This window comes from Achromobacter sp. PD1 (assembly GCF_048541815.1).
Lineage (GTDB): Bacteria > Pseudomonadota > Gammaproteobacteria > Burkholderiales > Burkholderiaceae_B > Achromobacter > Achromobacter bronchisepticus_A.
Genome location: NZ_CP183349.1, coordinates 4,893,314 through 4,908,869 on the forward strand (window position 1 = coordinate 4,893,314; position 15,556 = coordinate 4,908,869).

Annotated in this window: 13 protein-coding genes; 5 read left to right on the forward strand and 8 right to left on the reverse strand. The window is 65.7% G+C overall.

Annotation, left to right across the window (positions count from 1 at the left end; translation table 11 throughout):
- Positions 1 to 18 precede the first annotated feature (18 nt).
- Both ACM1PE_RS23100 and ACM1PE_RS23105 read left to right on the forward strand, forming a co-directional pair.
- On the forward strand, positions 19 to 2,298 hold the full coding sequence (locus tag ACM1PE_RS23100) for a fimbria/pilus outer membrane usher protein (protein WP_419343856.1): 2,280 nt from the start codon (positions 19 to 21) through the stop codon (positions 2,296 to 2,298).
- A complete protein-coding gene (locus ACM1PE_RS23105) occupies positions 2,295 to 3,263 on the forward strand; it encodes a spore coat U domain-containing protein (protein ID WP_306635616.1) in 969 nt (322 codons plus the stop codon). Before ACM1PE_RS23100 ends, ACM1PE_RS23105 begins: the two co-directional genes overlap by 4 nt.
- A 3-nt stretch (positions 3,264 to 3,266) precedes the next feature.
- Here ACM1PE_RS23105 and ACM1PE_RS23110 read toward each other — a convergent pair whose 3' ends face one another.
- A complete protein-coding gene (locus tag ACM1PE_RS23110; protein ID WP_059371429.1) occupies positions 3,267 to 3,500 on the reverse strand; it encodes a hypothetical protein in 234 nt (77 codons plus the stop codon).
- A gap of 229 nt (positions 3,501 to 3,729) precedes the next feature.
- Between ACM1PE_RS23110 and ACM1PE_RS23115 the strand changes: the two genes are divergently transcribed.
- Positions 3,730 to 6,093, forward strand: coding sequence for a mechanosensitive ion channel domain-containing protein (locus tag ACM1PE_RS23115; RefSeq protein ID WP_059371502.1), 2,364 nt, complete (start codon positions 3,730 to 3,732; stop codon positions 6,091 to 6,093).
- A gap of 86 nt (positions 6,094 to 6,179) precedes the next feature.
- On the opposite strand, the gene ACM1PE_RS23120 is transcribed toward ACM1PE_RS23115, so the two are convergent.
- Positions 6,180 to 6,884, reverse strand: coding sequence for a glutathione S-transferase family protein (locus tag ACM1PE_RS23120; RefSeq protein ID WP_059371428.1), 705 nt, complete (start codon positions 6,882 to 6,884; stop codon positions 6,180 to 6,182).
- A gap of 104 nt (positions 6,885 to 6,988) precedes the next feature.
- Here ACM1PE_RS23120 and ACM1PE_RS23125 point away from each other — a divergent pair, with 104 nt between their 5' ends.
- On the forward strand, positions 6,989 to 7,318 hold the full coding sequence (locus ACM1PE_RS23125; protein WP_059371427.1) for a winged helix-turn-helix transcriptional regulator: 330 nt from the start codon (positions 6,989 to 6,991) through the stop codon (positions 7,316 to 7,318).
- A gap of 27 nt (positions 7,319 to 7,345) precedes the next feature.
- On the opposite strand, the gene fes is transcribed toward ACM1PE_RS23125, so the two are convergent.
- From fes to ACM1PE_RS23150, 5 genes are all read right to left on the reverse strand, one after another.
- On the reverse strand, positions 7,346 to 8,941 hold the full coding sequence (gene fes / locus ACM1PE_RS23130) for an enterochelin esterase (protein ID WP_419341080.1): 1,596 nt from the start codon (positions 8,939 to 8,941) through the stop codon (positions 7,346 to 7,348).
- A gap of 42 nt (positions 8,942 to 8,983) precedes the next feature.
- Positions 8,984 to 10,612 (reverse strand): PepSY-associated TM helix domain-containing protein, encoded by a 1,629-nt coding sequence (locus ACM1PE_RS23135; RefSeq protein ID WP_280014569.1) that lies wholly within the window; start codon positions 10,610 to 10,612, stop codon positions 8,984 to 8,986.
- Positions 10,613 to 10,627: 15 nt separating this feature from the next.
- A complete protein-coding gene (locus ACM1PE_RS23140; protein ID WP_419341081.1) occupies positions 10,628 to 10,918 on the reverse strand; it encodes a hypothetical protein in 291 nt (96 codons plus the stop codon).
- Positions 10,905 to 11,192, reverse strand: coding sequence for a hypothetical protein (locus ACM1PE_RS23145; RefSeq protein ID WP_419341082.1), 288 nt, complete (start codon positions 11,190 to 11,192; stop codon positions 10,905 to 10,907). The genes ACM1PE_RS23140 and ACM1PE_RS23145 overlap by 14 nt, the downstream gene beginning before the upstream one ends.
- A gap of 91 nt (positions 11,193 to 11,283) precedes the next feature.
- Positions 11,284 to 13,458 carry a TonB-dependent receptor gene (locus ACM1PE_RS23150; protein WP_059371422.1) on the reverse strand — a complete coding sequence of 725 codons (2,175 nt, stop codon included), beginning with the start codon at positions 13,456 to 13,458 and terminating at the stop codon, positions 11,284 to 11,286.
- A 332-nt stretch (positions 13,459 to 13,790) separates the two neighbouring features.
- Here ACM1PE_RS23150 and ACM1PE_RS23155 point away from each other — a divergent pair, with 332 nt between their 5' ends.
- Complete coding sequence (locus ACM1PE_RS23155; protein WP_419341083.1) at positions 13,791 to 14,462, forward strand: lysozyme inhibitor LprI family protein; 672 nt, start codon at positions 13,791 to 13,793, stop codon at positions 14,460 to 14,462.
- Between the two features lie 61 nt (positions 14,463 to 14,523).
- Here the strand turns inward: ACM1PE_RS23155 and ACM1PE_RS23160 are convergent, their stop codons facing one another.
- Positions 14,524 to 15,423: an arginase family protein gene (locus ACM1PE_RS23160; RefSeq protein WP_419341085.1), complete on the reverse strand. Its 900-nt coding sequence runs from the start codon at positions 15,421 to 15,423 to the stop codon at positions 14,524 to 14,526.
- Positions 15,424 to 15,556 lie beyond the last annotated feature (133 nt).

Here is a 15,556-nt window from a genome sequence, read left to right on the forward strand (position 1 = left end):
GCCATGCAGCTGACTCTGATGCTCGCCGCCGCAGCGGTTCATGGCGGCGCTCGTGCACAGGCCGCGCCTGAGACGGCCGTGGGACGCGCAGCCATCGACGTCTATCTGAGCGTCAGCATCAGCGGCCAACCCAGCCATCGGATCGCGCGGTTCGAAGACGAGCGTGGCCGCCTGTCGGCGCGCGGCGCGGACTTGCGCAGCTTGGGGATCGATACCCGTGCCTTGGGAATAGCAGACGAGGCCCAGGTTCCCCTGGAAGGGATCCCCGGCCTGAAGTACCGCTACGACGCGGCCGCGCAGGACGTCGATCTCGACCTGCCAGACCAGTACCGCATCCCGAACCGCATTGATGCGCGGGGCTTGAGCCCGGTCGCCGCGGCCACGGCGGATCGCGGCCTGCTCATCAACTACGATCTTTATGCGCGCACCGACCGCGAAAATCCGCTGGCGATCTGGAGCGAACAACGCTATTTCGACCAATACGGGGTCTTCAGCAATACAGGCACGGCCTATCTGTACCGCGACCTGCGGCGCTATGTCCGCTTCGACTCCAGCTGGACCCATTCCGATCCCGCCACATTGACGGCGACCCAGGTGGGCGACACGATTTCCGGATCGCTGGCCTGGTCGCGCTCCATACGCATGGGCGGCCTGCAATGGCGGCGCAATTTCTCGTTGCGGCCCGACCTGGTCACGTTCCCCATGCCGGACTTCGCCGGCAGCGCCGTGGTGCCGTCCGCCGTCGATGTCTATATCAACAACATCCGCCGCTATTCGGGCGACGTCCCCAGCGGCCCCTTCGTGGTCGACAACGTCGCGGGCATCACGGGTTTCGGGCAGGCCAACGTCATCACGCGCGACGCCCTGGGCCGGCCGGTGTCGCAGTCGGTGCCCATCTACATCGATACGCGGCTGCTGGCGCAGGGCATGTCCAGCTATTCGGTCGAAGCGGGCTTTCTGCGCCGTGCGTATGGCTGGCGCTCGTTCGACTACAAGGACGATCCCGCCCTCAGCGGCACCTGGCAATACGGCGTCTCGAACGCACTGACCGTTGAAGCGCATGGCGAAGCCAGCGCCGGGCTGTACAACGCGGGGGCCGGCATGTTGGCCAAACTGGGCATGGCGGGCGTCGTCAACGCGTCGCTGGCCGGCAGCCTGGGCAGGAACAGCGGCCTGCAGGTGGGCCTGGGCTATCAGTACGTGGACGAGCGCTACTCCATCGACATACAGAGTCTGCGCGCGATTTCCGATTACGCCGATCTGGCAGCCAACGACGGCATCCCCGTATCTCGCGCCAGCGACAGGGCGACGCTGGCCGTGCCCTTGGGCGGCGGACAGACCGTGTCGCTGAGCTACATCGGCCAACGCTATCCGGGCGTCAAAGCCGCCCACATCGGTTCGGTGGCCTACAGCACCCGGGTGGGCAACCGCGCCACGCTGAGCATCAGCGCCTATCAAGACTTCAACGACAGCGACAGCCGCGGCGCGTTCTTCAGCCTGGGCATCACCCTGGGCGAAACCTCGTTCAATGCCATGGCTGGACGCCAGGACGGCGGCTCATACACCAACGCCAGCGCAATCCGCAGCCCCGATTACGGCGGCGGATTCGGCTGGGGCGTGCAGGCCGGCACCTATGAGGCGGGCCGCTACGAGCAAGGCTGGGGCCGCTACCTGGGACGCTACGGCGAGATCACGCTGGGCGCGCAGCGCTACGACGGACACACCACGGGAGAGCTCGATGTAAATGGCGCCATCGTCTTCATGGATGGCGCGGCGCAAGCGTCCCGGCGCATCGACGACGGCTTCGCGCTGGTCTCCACCGGCGAACCCGGCCTGCCCATCCTGTATCAGAACCGGGTCATCGGCCAGACGGCCTCGAACGGCCGCCTGGTGGTGCCGGACCTGAACAGCTACCAGACCAACACGCTGGAACTCGACGGCATGGACCTGCCGCCCAACGCGCAGGTGTCGGCCTATGCGCTCGACGTCGTGCCCCAGTCCCGATCCGGCGTGCTGGTGGAGTTCGGCATCACCCGCGAAGCAGCGGCCATCGTCGATCTCGTGGACAGCGACGGCAAGCCGCTGCCGGTGGGCGCGCGGGTCGTGCACAGGGAGAACGGGTCCGAGGGCGTGGTGGGCTACGGCAGCCAGACCTTCGTGCGCAACCTGGGCCAGAGCAACCATCTGGACGTCCAAGGTCCGGATCTTGCCTGCACGGCACAGTTCGACTTCCAGGCCCCCATCGACGGCAGCCTGCCGCGCCTGGGGCCGGTGACATGCGTGGAGGCCCGGCCGTGAAAACACTGATTGCCGCATTGCTGCTGGCGGCCCTGTGGCTGGGCGGGAACGGCGCGCATGCGCAAACTTGCACCGTGTCCATGACACCCATTACGTTTCCGACTTTCAATCCAGTGCTCGGCTCGTCGGTGACGCAGACCGGCACACTGACGGCGACCTGCACCTGGGGCCTGCTCACGCCGGGATATGCCCGCGTGTGCGTGAACCTGGGCATCGGCGGCGGATCGACAGTGCAAGACCCGCGGCAGATGGCCAATGGCGTCAATCGCTTGCAATACCGGCTGTCGCCGAACTCCTCCATGAGCCCGCTGTGGGGCTCGGCCGCCAACGGATCGACGCCCGTCATCATCGACCTCACTCAGCCCCTGCTGGGCAGCCAGGCCACCGTCAACCAGCCCATTACCGGGCAGATCCTGTCAGGCCAATACACGGTGCCCACAGCCAATAACGCCACGACCGCGTACTCGGAAACTTTCGCCGGCGTAGCAACCTTCGACTACGGCTTCTCAATCCTGGTCCGGCCCGCGTGCTCGTCGCTGACCACTCGCGGCAGCTATAACTTCACGGTGCGCGCCAACGTGACCAACAACTGCACCATTTCCGCCTCCCCGTTGAACTTCGGGTCGATGGCTGACTTTCGCTCGGCACGCCTGGCCAATACGACGCTGGCGGTGCGCTGCACCAACAACGACGCCTACCGGATACGCCTGAACGGCGGCCAGAACGGCACTGTAAGCCAGCGCTACCTGCGAGACGCCACGGGCACGCGGCTGGTAAGGTATGACCTGCACACGTCGGCGGACCGCACGATCCCCTGGGGCGACGGCACTGCGGGCACCACCTTCGTCACCGGCACGGGAACCGGCAACATCCAGCAGGTGCAGGTCTATGGACGAGTGCCCGCGCAGACGGCGCCGCCCCCCGGGCAATACAGCGACGTGGTAACCGCGACCATCGAATTCTGAGGGTCAGAACACCACGGTCCAGTATTGGTCATCCCCTGCGCGCTGCGCATGCCAGGGCGTTCCCTGGGAACATCGCACTGCGGGACGAGCTGGTCCCTGGCTGACTGTGCAGAGGCTGGGAACCGTGAAGCGCACGAGCATCGGCGCAAGCGGCGCGGACTCTGCCTGATAGGCCGCCAGCCCGATGCTGCCTGCAAGCAAGAGTCCCAACGCCGGGAAGACAAACTTGGAGGTCATGAAAAAGCTCCAGACCAGAGTTGAGCCATCTGCACTAACGGCGACGCGCCGGATTTCTTAAGCGCGGCACGACTTCGCCCCCTTTTTTTGCCCAGATCGCACAGGAGATTCACTAGTGGTTAGATCCGCAACAACAGCATCGCTTCCTTTCCAGCCTTCCGTTCTGGCAGCCCCATTGCGGCGGCGCCGATGGCCCAAGCCCTGGCTGGCGGCCCTGCTGCTGGCGGCAATGTTGTGTTGCCTTGCCCTTTCCTGGCAAGCCCAGGCCGCGGGGCTGCTACAGCCGCAAGCGGCGGCGGCGTCTACCTCGGCGCTGACTCCGGCGGCCCTGGCGGACTTGCTGGAAAACCCCGAAGCGCGCAAGGCGCTGGTCGACGAGCTGCGCGCCCAGGCCTCCGGCGCAAAACCCGCCGCCTCCCGTTCCGCGGGCGCGGCCTCCGCGTCCGCACAGCCCGCCGAACCCGGTTTGCAGGAACGCATGGCCGACAACGTCCAGCGCTTCCTGACCGGCCTGGCGACCGACATGGGCCAGGGCGTGGAAGACATGCGCGCGCTGGCTTCGGGCGGCAGCCTGCGCATGGACAGCGACGCCGCGGGCCATGCCTTGAAGCCGCTCGCGCTGGCCGCGGCCGCCACCATCCTCGCCTTCATCCTGCTGCGGATGATCGCCATGTACGTCTACGGACGCATCGACCGCTGGGTCGCCGAACAGCGCCACGCTCCCGAAGCGCCGCCCAGGCGCGGCGCGCCGGCCTCCATGCGAGTGCTGTCCCGGCGCGCGGGCGCGATCGTGGGCGCGCTGGCCATCGATGCGGGAGTGGTGCTGCTTGCCGCCATGGCAGGCGGCGCGGCGGCGCTGTGGGGCACGCCCGGCCGCGGCGCGCTGGACGCGCTGGCGGCGGTGTTTCTGCGCGCCTTCGTCTCGGTGGAAATCGTCAAGGTGCTGATCCGCACGGTATTCGCCGTCAAGCATCCGCACCTGCGCCTCTTGCCCATGACGGACGAAAACGCCAGATACTGGAATGCGTGGCTGCTGCGCATCGCCACCGCGGCCGGCTACGGCACGCTGCTGATCGACCCCGTGGTCTCGGCCTCGCTGTCGCCCGCGCTGGGCCGGCTGGCCAACCTGCTGATCATGCTGGCCGTGTACGTGTATGCGGTGCGCGTCATCTGGCGCAACCGCCAGACCGTGCGCGGGCACCTCGACCGGCGCGCCGCCAGCGCGACGACGTTCATGGGTTCGCGCTTGCACATCCTGGCGCGCGTGTGGCATGTGCTGGGCATAGGCTACTTCACCATCCTGCTGGTGGTCAGCCAGGTGGACCCGACCAACGCCCTGCCCTTCATGGCCCGCGCCACCGCGCAGACCCTGCTGGTCATCGGCGTGGGCAGCCTGCTGATCCTGCTGCTGAACGCCGCGCTGGCCAAGCCCATCAGGCTGCCTGACGACCTGCGCAAGCGCCTGCCGCTGCTGGAGGCTCGCGTCAACGCCTACGTGCCCGCCACCTTGAAACTGGTCGGCCTGATCATCCGCATCGTGCTGGTGCTGCTGGTCCTGGACGCGTGGCGCGCCTTCGACCTGTCGCGCTGGCTGGCCTCGGATGCCGGCGGCGCCGCCATCCGGATGACGGTGAACATCGTCATCGTGCTGCTGATCGCGGCGCTGGCCTGGACCGTGATCGCCAGCATCATCGAGCACCGCCTCAGCCAGAGCGAAGGACGCGGCATGCCCAGCGCGCGCGAACGCACCCTGCTGGCGCTGTTCCGCAACGCGGCGCTGATCGTCATCGTGACGATGACGCTGATGGTGCTGCTGTCGCAGATCGGCATCGATGTCGGCCCGTTGATCGCCGGCGCCGGCGTGGTCGGCCTGGCCATCGGCTTCGGCGCGCAGAAGCTGGTCCAGGACATCATCACGGGCATCTTCATCCAGCTAGAGAACGGCATGAACGAGAACGACGTGGTGCAGGTCGCGGGCGTGTTCGGCACGGTGGAGAAGATGACGATACGCTCGGTGGGCATCCGCACGCTGGACGGCGGCTACCATCTGGTGCCGTTCTCATCGGTGGACGTGGTCGCCAACCACATGCGCGACTTCTCGTACCACCTGGGCGAGTACACCATCGCGCATCGCGAAAGCGTGGACGACGCGATCGTGCATCTGCGCGCGGCCTTCGCCGAGCTGATGACCGACACCGTGCTTGGCCCCGAGATCCTGGAAGACATCACGGTTGCCGGCGTTACCGCGGTCAACGAGAAGGGCGTGACGATCCGGATCCTGATCAAGACCACGCCGGGCATGCAATGGGCCGTGCAGCGCGGCTACAACCGGCTGCTGAAGAAACACTTCGACGCCGCCGGCATCGAACTGCCTTATCCGCATACCGTGGTGTACTTCGGCCAGGACAAGCGGGGCTATGCGCCGCCGGCGAATGTCTTCGTGCAGGCCGAGCGTCCCGACGAAGGCGAGGACGCCCGCGCCGCCGGCCACACCCGGCGTCCGCTGGAGCCCGCGCCGCGAGGCGAGGACTCGGCCGAAGTGCTGGGCAACGAGCTGGAGGCGCGCGAGGAAGGGGAAGCGCCGCGCGCGTAGCAGACGCGCGTAGCAGACGCGCGTAGCAGACGCGCGTAGCAGACGCGCGTGGCAGAGGCGAGTAGCGGCGCGCTTGCGCGTGCCGCCTACTTCCCGTACGTGGCGATCAAGGTTTCCAGCGGCACGTGACCCTGGCACAGCCCCGAACAGGCGGGGCGTGCGCCATCTTCCAGCGCAATCGCATACTTCACCGCCGGATCGTGCTCCAGGCGCTGGCGCAGCGCCGCCAGTTTGGGCCAGCGGGACTTTGCAGCGACCTCATGGAAATCCAGCCAGCGCGCCACGCCGACCAGCACGGCGTCCGCCAGCGTCGGACGATCGCCTACGAGGAACGGCGTGTCGCCCAGCATCGCTTCGAGCTTGTCGTGCCGCTCGATGACGCGTTGCGCGCCCCAATCCCGCAGCGTTTTCTGCAAGGCCGGATCCGGCGGATCCATTTCCAGGGCGACCCAATGCGGGGTGAAGGCGGCGGTAAAACCGGTGTTCAGAAAAGCCATGAACTGGTGCATGCGGTCGGATTCCGGCGACAGCGGATCGAAGCTGATCCTGCGCTCGTCATCCCGGTTTTCGATCCAGCGCGCAATCGCCATGGTTTCCGTGAAAACCGCGCCTTGTTCGCTGACGAATGCCGGCGTTTCGTGGCGTGCGTTGATCCGCGCATAAGAAGGCAGACGCATTTCGTTCAGCATGTCCACACGGCACAGGCGATAGGGTTTGCCCAGCCACTCCAGCGCAGCGACGAGCCCCATGGAACTTCCCAGCGGAAAGCCATAGACAAGAATGGGTTCCAAGATTTCTTTCTCCGTAGATGAGGGTCACGCTGCGCAGCGGATTGAATTCTACGGATCTGCTAGGCTAAGTAAATTACGCACATTTTTGTCACCATGACTCTCCCATGAAAGACCTGGTTTCGCGCTGCCCCATCGAGGAAGTCATGCAGATACTGAGCGGCAGATGGCCGGCGCTCCTGATCTACTACCTCAAGGAAGGCACCAGACGCTTCAGCGACCTGCGCCGCGACAATCCGACCATCTCGCATCGGATGCTGACGCTGGAGCTGCGCAAGCTGGAGTTGGCCGGGATCGTCCTGCGCACTGATTTCGCTGGCTATCCGCGGCGCGTGGAGTACGAGCTCACGCCTTCCGGCAGGACTCTCGTGCCGCTGCTTGATGCGCTGGGCGACTGGTGGGACGAGCATGGCGAGGCGTCCGAAGACGCCTCCTGAGCAGGCCTGCCAGCTTTCAAACCGGGCTTATCCGCCCCCCTGCTTGCCGGTGCCGATCAAATCCAGCAAGCCATCCGACAAGGTCCCGCGCCAGACCAGGTAATCGTGCCCGCCCGCCACCTCGCGGTGCGTCACCAGATAGCCCTTGGCACGCAGCACGTCCCGCAGATGGCGGTTGGTCTCCAGGATGCCCGGCTGGCCGCCGCGTCCGGACTCGAACAGCCCCGCGCCGAGGAAGAAGCGCACCGGCAGCTTGCGCACCGCGACGAACTGCCGCGTCAGCCACTGATCCTCCTCGCCGGCCGGCGACCACCAATAGGAACCTGACTGACTGAGCACGTTGCCGAACACTTCGGGGTGGCGCAACGCCGCATAGGCCGACGCGAGCCCACCGTAGCTGGAACCGCCGATGACCGTACGCGCGGCAGGCGCGCTGATGCCTTGCTTGCGCGCCCACGGCATCAGCTCTTTCGCGAGAAAGTCCGCAAAGTCCGGATTGGGCGGCAACTCCTGGCTGCGGGACTCTGCCGTAGGGTTGTCGACAAGCAGCGCCGCTGTCGGGGGAATGACACCGGCGGCGATCATGTTATCCAGAATGGTGGGCGTGGGTACGCGGCCCAGATAGGCGCCGGCATCGAACAGCACCAGCACGTGATTGTCCGCCGCGCCAGGCTGCCAGCCAGCAGGACGGTACAGGTGGATCTTGCGCGTGTTGCGCATGAGATCGCTGCGCAACTCCTTGGTCTCGACCGTTCCCTGCCGCACGTCCGCGCGGGGCTCGACCCAGGGCTGCGGCGGCGCGTCCGCCAGCTCCAGCATGGAATAGGTCTGGTACGCGTCGATGCCGCGCACGGGGTATGCCTTGGGATTGTGCGGATCGGCCTGCGCCGTGGCCAGGATCGCGCGGCGCCGCGCCATGCCGGAGCCCGGAAGCTCCGGCACATCCGGCGCCAGGCGATAGGATAGGCGCGTGGACCGGGGAACGACGAAGCTGGCATGCCAGACATCGGAATTGCCCAGGCGCGCCAACTGAGCATGGTCCGACGATGGCCCGCCGAACAGGCGCACATTGCGTTCGGCGCCGCGCCACAGGAACGTGACGCGGTCATGCCTGGTGTCCACGGCCTCGACCAGTGGCGTGCCTCGCTGAGCCACCTCATCCCAAAAGGCATCCGTCGTGCCGCCAGCGGCCAGCGTCGCCGCCAGCGCGGCCAGGCGCGGGCTGTCGAACGCCGGCGCGGACGCACGTTGTTCCGCAAGGGGCAGGCGTTCCGTTACGGCCCAGCGGAACAGGCCCTGGCCCTGCGCGCGAACGGTGTAGAGGCCGTCCTCCGGCGCCACCAGCATCAGGGCTCCGGCCGGTTTCTCGCCGTCGCTCAGCCGGCGCACGTGCTGCCCGGCGCTGTCCAGCAGATCCAGGGTCACGCCGGATTCCGCGGCCCAAGTGCCCGCGAGGAACTCTCCTTTCCGTAGCGAAATTCGTTCGTCCATATGGGCCTCGGGTGAGACGACGCCCTGCCTGGACTGCGCCGCGGCCATGCCCGGCGCCATGCCCATCATCGAAACCGCCAGCGCGGCCGACGACATCCAATCCCGCCATTCCAATCTGTTCTTGTTACGCATGTTCATCCGTTCGGTTGTTCACGGCCCGTTCGCAGCGGTCCGCTATCCTTCGCGCGCGGCGAGCCTTCTGGGCGCCCATGCGCTGTCAGCATCGCCTCGTCCTATCCTGCGCGCGCTGGCCTTCGCCATCCAGGCAAATCCCAGCCCCGCAGCCAGGGCCGTCGCATCCACTGCCAGCGCCGCGGCCGACGTGTGCGCCCAAAGCCCGGATGCGGGAAACAGCCCGCCTACGAGCGAGGTCGCGGGTATCGCCAGCGTCAAGGCTGCCGCGACCCATAGCAGATGCACCCCTGCCGCGGCGCCCCCGCGCAGGAATGCCCAGGCCAGGCTGGCAAAGAACGCCACGTAGTACAGCGCCCGGAGCCAGGCATTCAGATCGCCTACGTACCCGCTCAACCATTTGGACGCGACCATCATCAACGAAATGCCACACACGCACCCCAGGCAGACGCCCACGGTCGCCGACGCCATCAGCCGCGTGTCCAAGCGTTGCACGGGAATCTCGCCCGTCTGCCGGTTGGCGCGCTTGCGACGGGTTTCTATCCACAGCAGGTTGCCGCTATAGAACAGCCATGCGCCCGCAAGTCCAAGCAGGAAATAGAGCCACTGCACTGCCGCGCCGCCGAAGGAAGCCATATGCAGCGCGAAGAAACTGCTGATCCAGAGGTTGGGCGCGTCCTGCCCGCCCGGCAGATAGTCGCGGTTGAGCACCTTCCCGCTGTAGGGATCGAGCGCCACGAATCCGCCTCGCGCCCGCGGCGATACCGCACTGTCGTCCTTGCCCCAGACGCGTACGATGGCGCGCGGGCTGGTGACCTGTTGATACTGCAGCGTGTAAGGCTCGAAACCCGGCGCGAGATCGCGCGCCTGGGCCAGCAGTTCCGCGGGCGTCAGCATGTCTGCGGGATTGCGGGCCTCTCCAGCGGGCGCGCCGCCGCCCGACCGCTGGAAAACGGATTCCAGCTTGCCTTCGTACATGAGCTTGTCCTGCAGATCGTAGATTCCGTCGTGGAACGCGAACACGACGGAGCTAAGCGCCATGACGATGTGAAATGGCAGCGAAACAATGCCCACCACGTTATGCGCATCCAGCCACATGCGCTTCAGGTTCTTACCGACCCGCAAGGCGAAAAAGTCCTTGACCAGCGACGGCAGCAGCACGATCACTCCCGACACCAGGGCGATTGCATAGAGCGATGCGACGATGCCCATGAACCAGCGGTTGGGATCGCTGTCGACAGGCAGGCCCACCACGCGGTGAAGCACGTCGATGAACGACATCAGCCCGCTCGGCGCGGACTCCTCCAACCGCAGCTCGCCGCCCGCGCCCAGATAGGCGACATGGTGGCGAATCGACGATTCATCGTGATCGTCGGCCTGCCCGTCACGGACTTCCCAGGTCATGCGGGCCGGCACGTGTTCGGCGTCCTGCAGATGGATGCTGAACCCCTTGGCCACATCCGGCCGCGCTTGCAGGGTTCTGGCGATAAGGGCGGGCGCTTCTTCCAGCGGCACGGGCGCGACGACCGCGGGCGGCGTCGCCCAACGGGTAAGCGGCTCCTTGAATACGGTCAGCGCGCCGGCGTAGAAGGCGATGAACAGCGCCATTCCGGTCAGGATGCCCGTCCAGGTATGGACGGATTTGTAGATGCGTATGTAGTCGGCTCTCATGATCGCGGACTCCCTTCAGATCGCCTTGACGACTAGCAGTCCGCCGTAGAGCAGCACGCAGGCTCCGCCCAGCCAGATCCACGCGCGCAGGCCGCTGGTGAAAAAGTAGACGGTGCTCGCGACGCCGAGCCAGACCGGCGGCACCAGCCACATGGCAAGCTGCGAACGCGTCGCCAATGGAATGCCGGCCGTCCAGGCGGCAAGCGCCGCGCTGGCGCCCATGGCCAGCGCGAAACCGAGCAATGCGCCCGCCAGGCTCTTCGATATCCAGTCACGCCGGATCGGCGCGGGCTTAACGGGCTTCATGCGTGTCCCTTCCGCGCAAGCCCGCCAGCACGCCCAAATACGGCATGAGGCTGAAGAACAGCATCAAGGCCGTGCAGAAAACGAACACGGCCGCGACGGCAGAGAATGCGCGCAGGCACCCCCAGCCGCCCAGCGCGAGCAGCAGAATGCCCGCGACGCGGGCGGACAGGACCGGCCAGGACGTGGCGGCCCATCGCTGATTGGGCGAAGCGCGATAGATACAGAAACTGCCCAGGAAAAGGCTTGCCAGGCTGAAAAGAATCAGGACTTCCATGGTCACCTCTGAATGAATTGCCCGAGACCTGCCTGCCTATCCCTGTCCTGCATCGACTGTCCGGAACAGGGACCGACAAAACATCCCGTATTCAGAAACTGATGCTGGCGGAGGCGGTCACGGTGCGCGCCGGCCCCAGCGTCACGATAGGCGTCGTGTCGCTGAAACTGCCGGCGTAATAGTGCTTGTCGAACACGTTGTTGACATTCAGCCGGTACACCACGTCCCGGCCGTTGATCTGCGTGGCGTAGCGGGCGCCCAGATCCAGTTGGCCCCAGCCCGGAATCTGCAGTTTGTTGGCCGCATCGGCGTACTGGCTCGAAGTCGCCTGCACGCGCGCGCTCAGCGTCACGCCGGGCACCCACGGCGTATCCCATTCCAGCCCGGCATTGGCCTGCCAGCGCGGCGCGCCCACCGCGGTATTGCCGTCATAGCGGCCATACGAGGTCTTGACCTGCGTGCCTTGCGTGTAAGTGACGCCGCCCAGCACGCGCACGCCCGCCGTCAACTCGCCGAAGGTATTCCACTCCACGCCGCGGACACGCTTCTCGCCGCCGTCCGCGTACGTAGGCTTGGCCGTGGAGCCCTCCGTCACCAGCATGGGCTTGTCGATCTGGAAGACTGCCAGGGTATTGGTGAAGGTGCCGGCATTCCACTTGACGCCCAGCTCCTGCTGCTTGGTCTTGTAGGGCGCGAACACCTGGCCATAGTTGCTGGCGCTGGTGTCCGTGACGCTATCGCCCTTGCTCAGGCCCTGCACGTAGTTGGCATACAGCGAAACGTCCGGTCCCCAGGGCTTGACGACGATGGCGACGGCCGGCGTCACGGCGTCCTCGTCATAGCGGGCTGTCGTCTTGCCGGTCTTGTCGAAGTTCGTCGTCTTCACGCGCTGGTTGCGCAGGCCGCCGGTCAGGAGCAGCTTGTCGTCGAAGAAGGACATGGTATCCACCAGCGCCAGGCTGGACAGCGTATTCTCCGCCGTCTTGGGCGCGCTGCCCGGCACCGCCGGCATGACCGGCGTGATCGGGTCGTAGATGTTCGACTTGAAGGTCGATGCCGTGCCGGTGGCCGACCCGTCCTCGAGCTTCAGCAAGGAGGCCTGGAGCACCAGCTCGTGCCGCACGCTGCCCGTGTTGAACCGCGTACGCAGCCCGCCTTCGGCCGAGGTGGCATCGGTGTAGGCGCGCTGGCCGATGATGGAGCCCGTGAAGTTGCCATTGGCGTCTATCTGCCGCGCGTGGGTGCCGTTGATCAGGCCCGATTGATGGCTGTCGCGCCTGCCCACACCGGCAAAGGCCGATACGCTGTCATTGAAGCGGTATTCAGCCCGCGCCATGACGGCGTTGCTCTGGATGCTGCCATAGCCGGTGCTGAACTGGTTGATGCGGGGATCGGGCGCGTCGGGCACGACGGAGCCGCCGAACCAGAACATGGCCGGCGTGCCGCCCGAAAACGACTCCTGGCTGTGGTAAGCGTCTATCGACGCGCTCAGGGCGCTGCCACGATAGTCCAGGCCGGCGGACAGGAACTCGCGCTTTCTGGATTGGCCGTCCAGCGTGGTGGCGCCGTCGCTGAAGGAACCGTTGACGCGCGCGCCCCATTCATTGGCGGAGCCGAAACGGCGGCCGGCATCGATGGTCGTGCCCAGCTGGCCGTCGGCCTGCCAGTTCACGCCGAAGGTGGCATTGGGCGTGTCTTCCGCCCGCTTGGGCACCAGGTTGATCGTGCCGCCCACCGCCCCGCTGGGCGCCATGCCGCTGAACAAGGCGTTCGGGCCTTTCAGCACCTCCACCCGCTCGACGAACTCCAGCGGCGTGCGCCCCATGGGCGCCAGGCCATACATGCCATTGATCGCCACGTCGTTCTGGTTGACGTCGAAACCGCGGATGCGGAAGTTCTCGTAGGCATGCCCGCTCGACGTCGTGAACCGCACGGAAGGATCGTTGGCCATCACGTCCGCCAACGTGCGCGCCTGCTGGTTCTGGATCAGCTCGGAGGTATAGCTGGTGACGTTGAATGGCGTGTCCATCACGTCCTGATTGCCCATCAGGCCCAGACGCGCGCCCTGCGCCACCTGCCCGCCGGCATAGGGCGCGGGCAAGTCTTCCTCCGAGACCGAACCCGCGGTCACGGTGACGGGCTGCAGCGTCGTGGTTTGCGCCGCGGTCTGGGCGGCGGCGCTGGCGGGAAGAATCAAGGACAGCGCGACTGCCGGGCTAAAGCACTGGACGCACAGCGAGATAGTCAACTGAGTTTTCTTGGCCACAATTCATCTTTCCGATATCTAAATGCGAATGCTTATCAGATGAATTATATATTTAAGAGAGCGCCACTGACCAAGAAATCAGGAGTCCGCAGCCAGAATCCGCTCGAATTGGCACGCAATTCAATAAGAATCAAAGGCTTATATTTTTTTGATTGACATACCCAACACAAATTCCGCGGCCTCGGTTTGGAAGTCGCCACCCCGGGCGCGGTTGGCAGAAGCGACAACGTCATCCCGCCGTCCCCAAGAACAATCCGCGCCGGTAAACTGCGCCGTCATCTCGGCGCCGACAGGCCCGCCGAACGCTTACACAACCTGGAGAGCTACACAAGATGATCCGTCATCTGGTCCTTGCAGCATCGTTGGCCGTGGCAGGCAGCGCCGTGGCTGCCCCCTCTTTCAACTGCGCCAAAGCCGCGACTCCGGTCGAAAAAGCCATTTGCGCCCACCCGGCCCTGGCCGACCAGGATGCGGCCATCGCGCAGCAGTACAAGGCGGTGCGCGCCAGACTCGACGCCGAGGCGGTCAAATCGCTGACCGCCGACCAACGTTATTTCCTGGGCGTGCGGGACAGGATCTACGACGAGCCCTTTTCGGGCGGCACGCCGGTCAAGGAGATCGGCACCAGCATGCGCTACCGCCTGAATTTTCTGAAGTCCATCAATCCGCAGCCGCCTGCCGGTTTTGTCGGCAAGTGGAAGAACGTCGAAGGTGAAATTGAAATCACCCGCGGCGCCGACGGTCAACTGCTCGTGGCCGCCAATTCGGCCGAGCCCTACAGCGGCCGCTGGGTCTGCGATCTGAGCGGCAAGGCGGTCGCCGTAGGCGACAGCATCATCGTCACCTATCAGGACGGGCCGCCGTGGACGCTGGACCTGACGCGCCGGGGCGCGGTGCTGGTGGTGCGCGAAACGCCACCCGCCGGAGTGGAGAAAGACGGCTTCGGTCCGCCGTTCTGCGGCATGAACGGCAGCCTGGCGGGAGACTGGTTCGCGGTGCGCTGATCAAAGGCATCCCGCAGCTGCACGCAAACTCGATGCGACTGCGTGCCGCCGGACACCGCGATTACACCGATGACGCAGCCGTTCCGAGGGCTGCAGCCAGCAAATCGGCCAGGCCACGCCCGGCGCTGCCATCTTCATCAAGATGCGGATTGTAGATAGTGATCTCAAGGCCGACAGCCTTGCCGCTCGACAGGACAATCCGCAGCGCGGCCGTCAGCTCTTCCCACGACAAGCCGCCAGGCACGCGGAAATCGACGGCCGGCATGATGGCGTCGTCAAGACAGTCTGCGTCGACGTGGATAAAGAAACCGTCCAGCTCTGCTCGCGTCAGATGATCGACTGCCTGCCGCGCAGCAGCCTCGATGCCCATCGAACGTACTGCGGGGAGATCAATCGTCTTGAGCGCTTCAGGGAGCGGCTGGCTGCCGTACTCTTCCTGATCCTCATGATCGCGATACGCGAACGCAACAGCGTCTTCTGGGCGGACCAAAGGCCCGCGCCCTTCGATGTCGGCCAATAGCGGCGGACCATGGCCGGTGACGAAGGCAAGATCCATAGAAGCGCCTTCGCCGTAGGGTTCCGCCTCAGGTTGGAAAAAGTCGGCGTTGCCGTCGATAAAGAGCAGGCCGTAACGGCCGCGCCTGCGCAACGCGAGCATGGAACCCAGCAGGATTGTGCAATCGCCGCCTAGCAGCACCGGAAACTCGCCCGCATCAAGCAACGCGCCCACCGCGTCGGCAAGCTTGGGCGACCACGCCGCAATGGCCTTGGCGTTCAGGGTGCCGGTCTCGGGATCGGGCGTCGGATTCTTGGGAGGCACGGCAAGTCGCCCGGCGCGGCGTGCATGGATGCGCTCAGCAAGGCCGTGGGCCAGGAGTTGATCAGGCAGACATTCCACACCGTCGGTCGCCAAGCCTAGCGTGGAAGGGGCTTCGAGGATTGCATAGGAGGGAGTCGGCATCAGCGCCTCCGGGGCGGCCATTCCGCAAAAAATATGATGCCAGACTACAAATTGCGGCGCGAAAGCTCAATCCGACACCGTATCTTCCGTTTCCCTACGGAGACGCGGGCGGCTCCCATGACCCGTGCGAGCC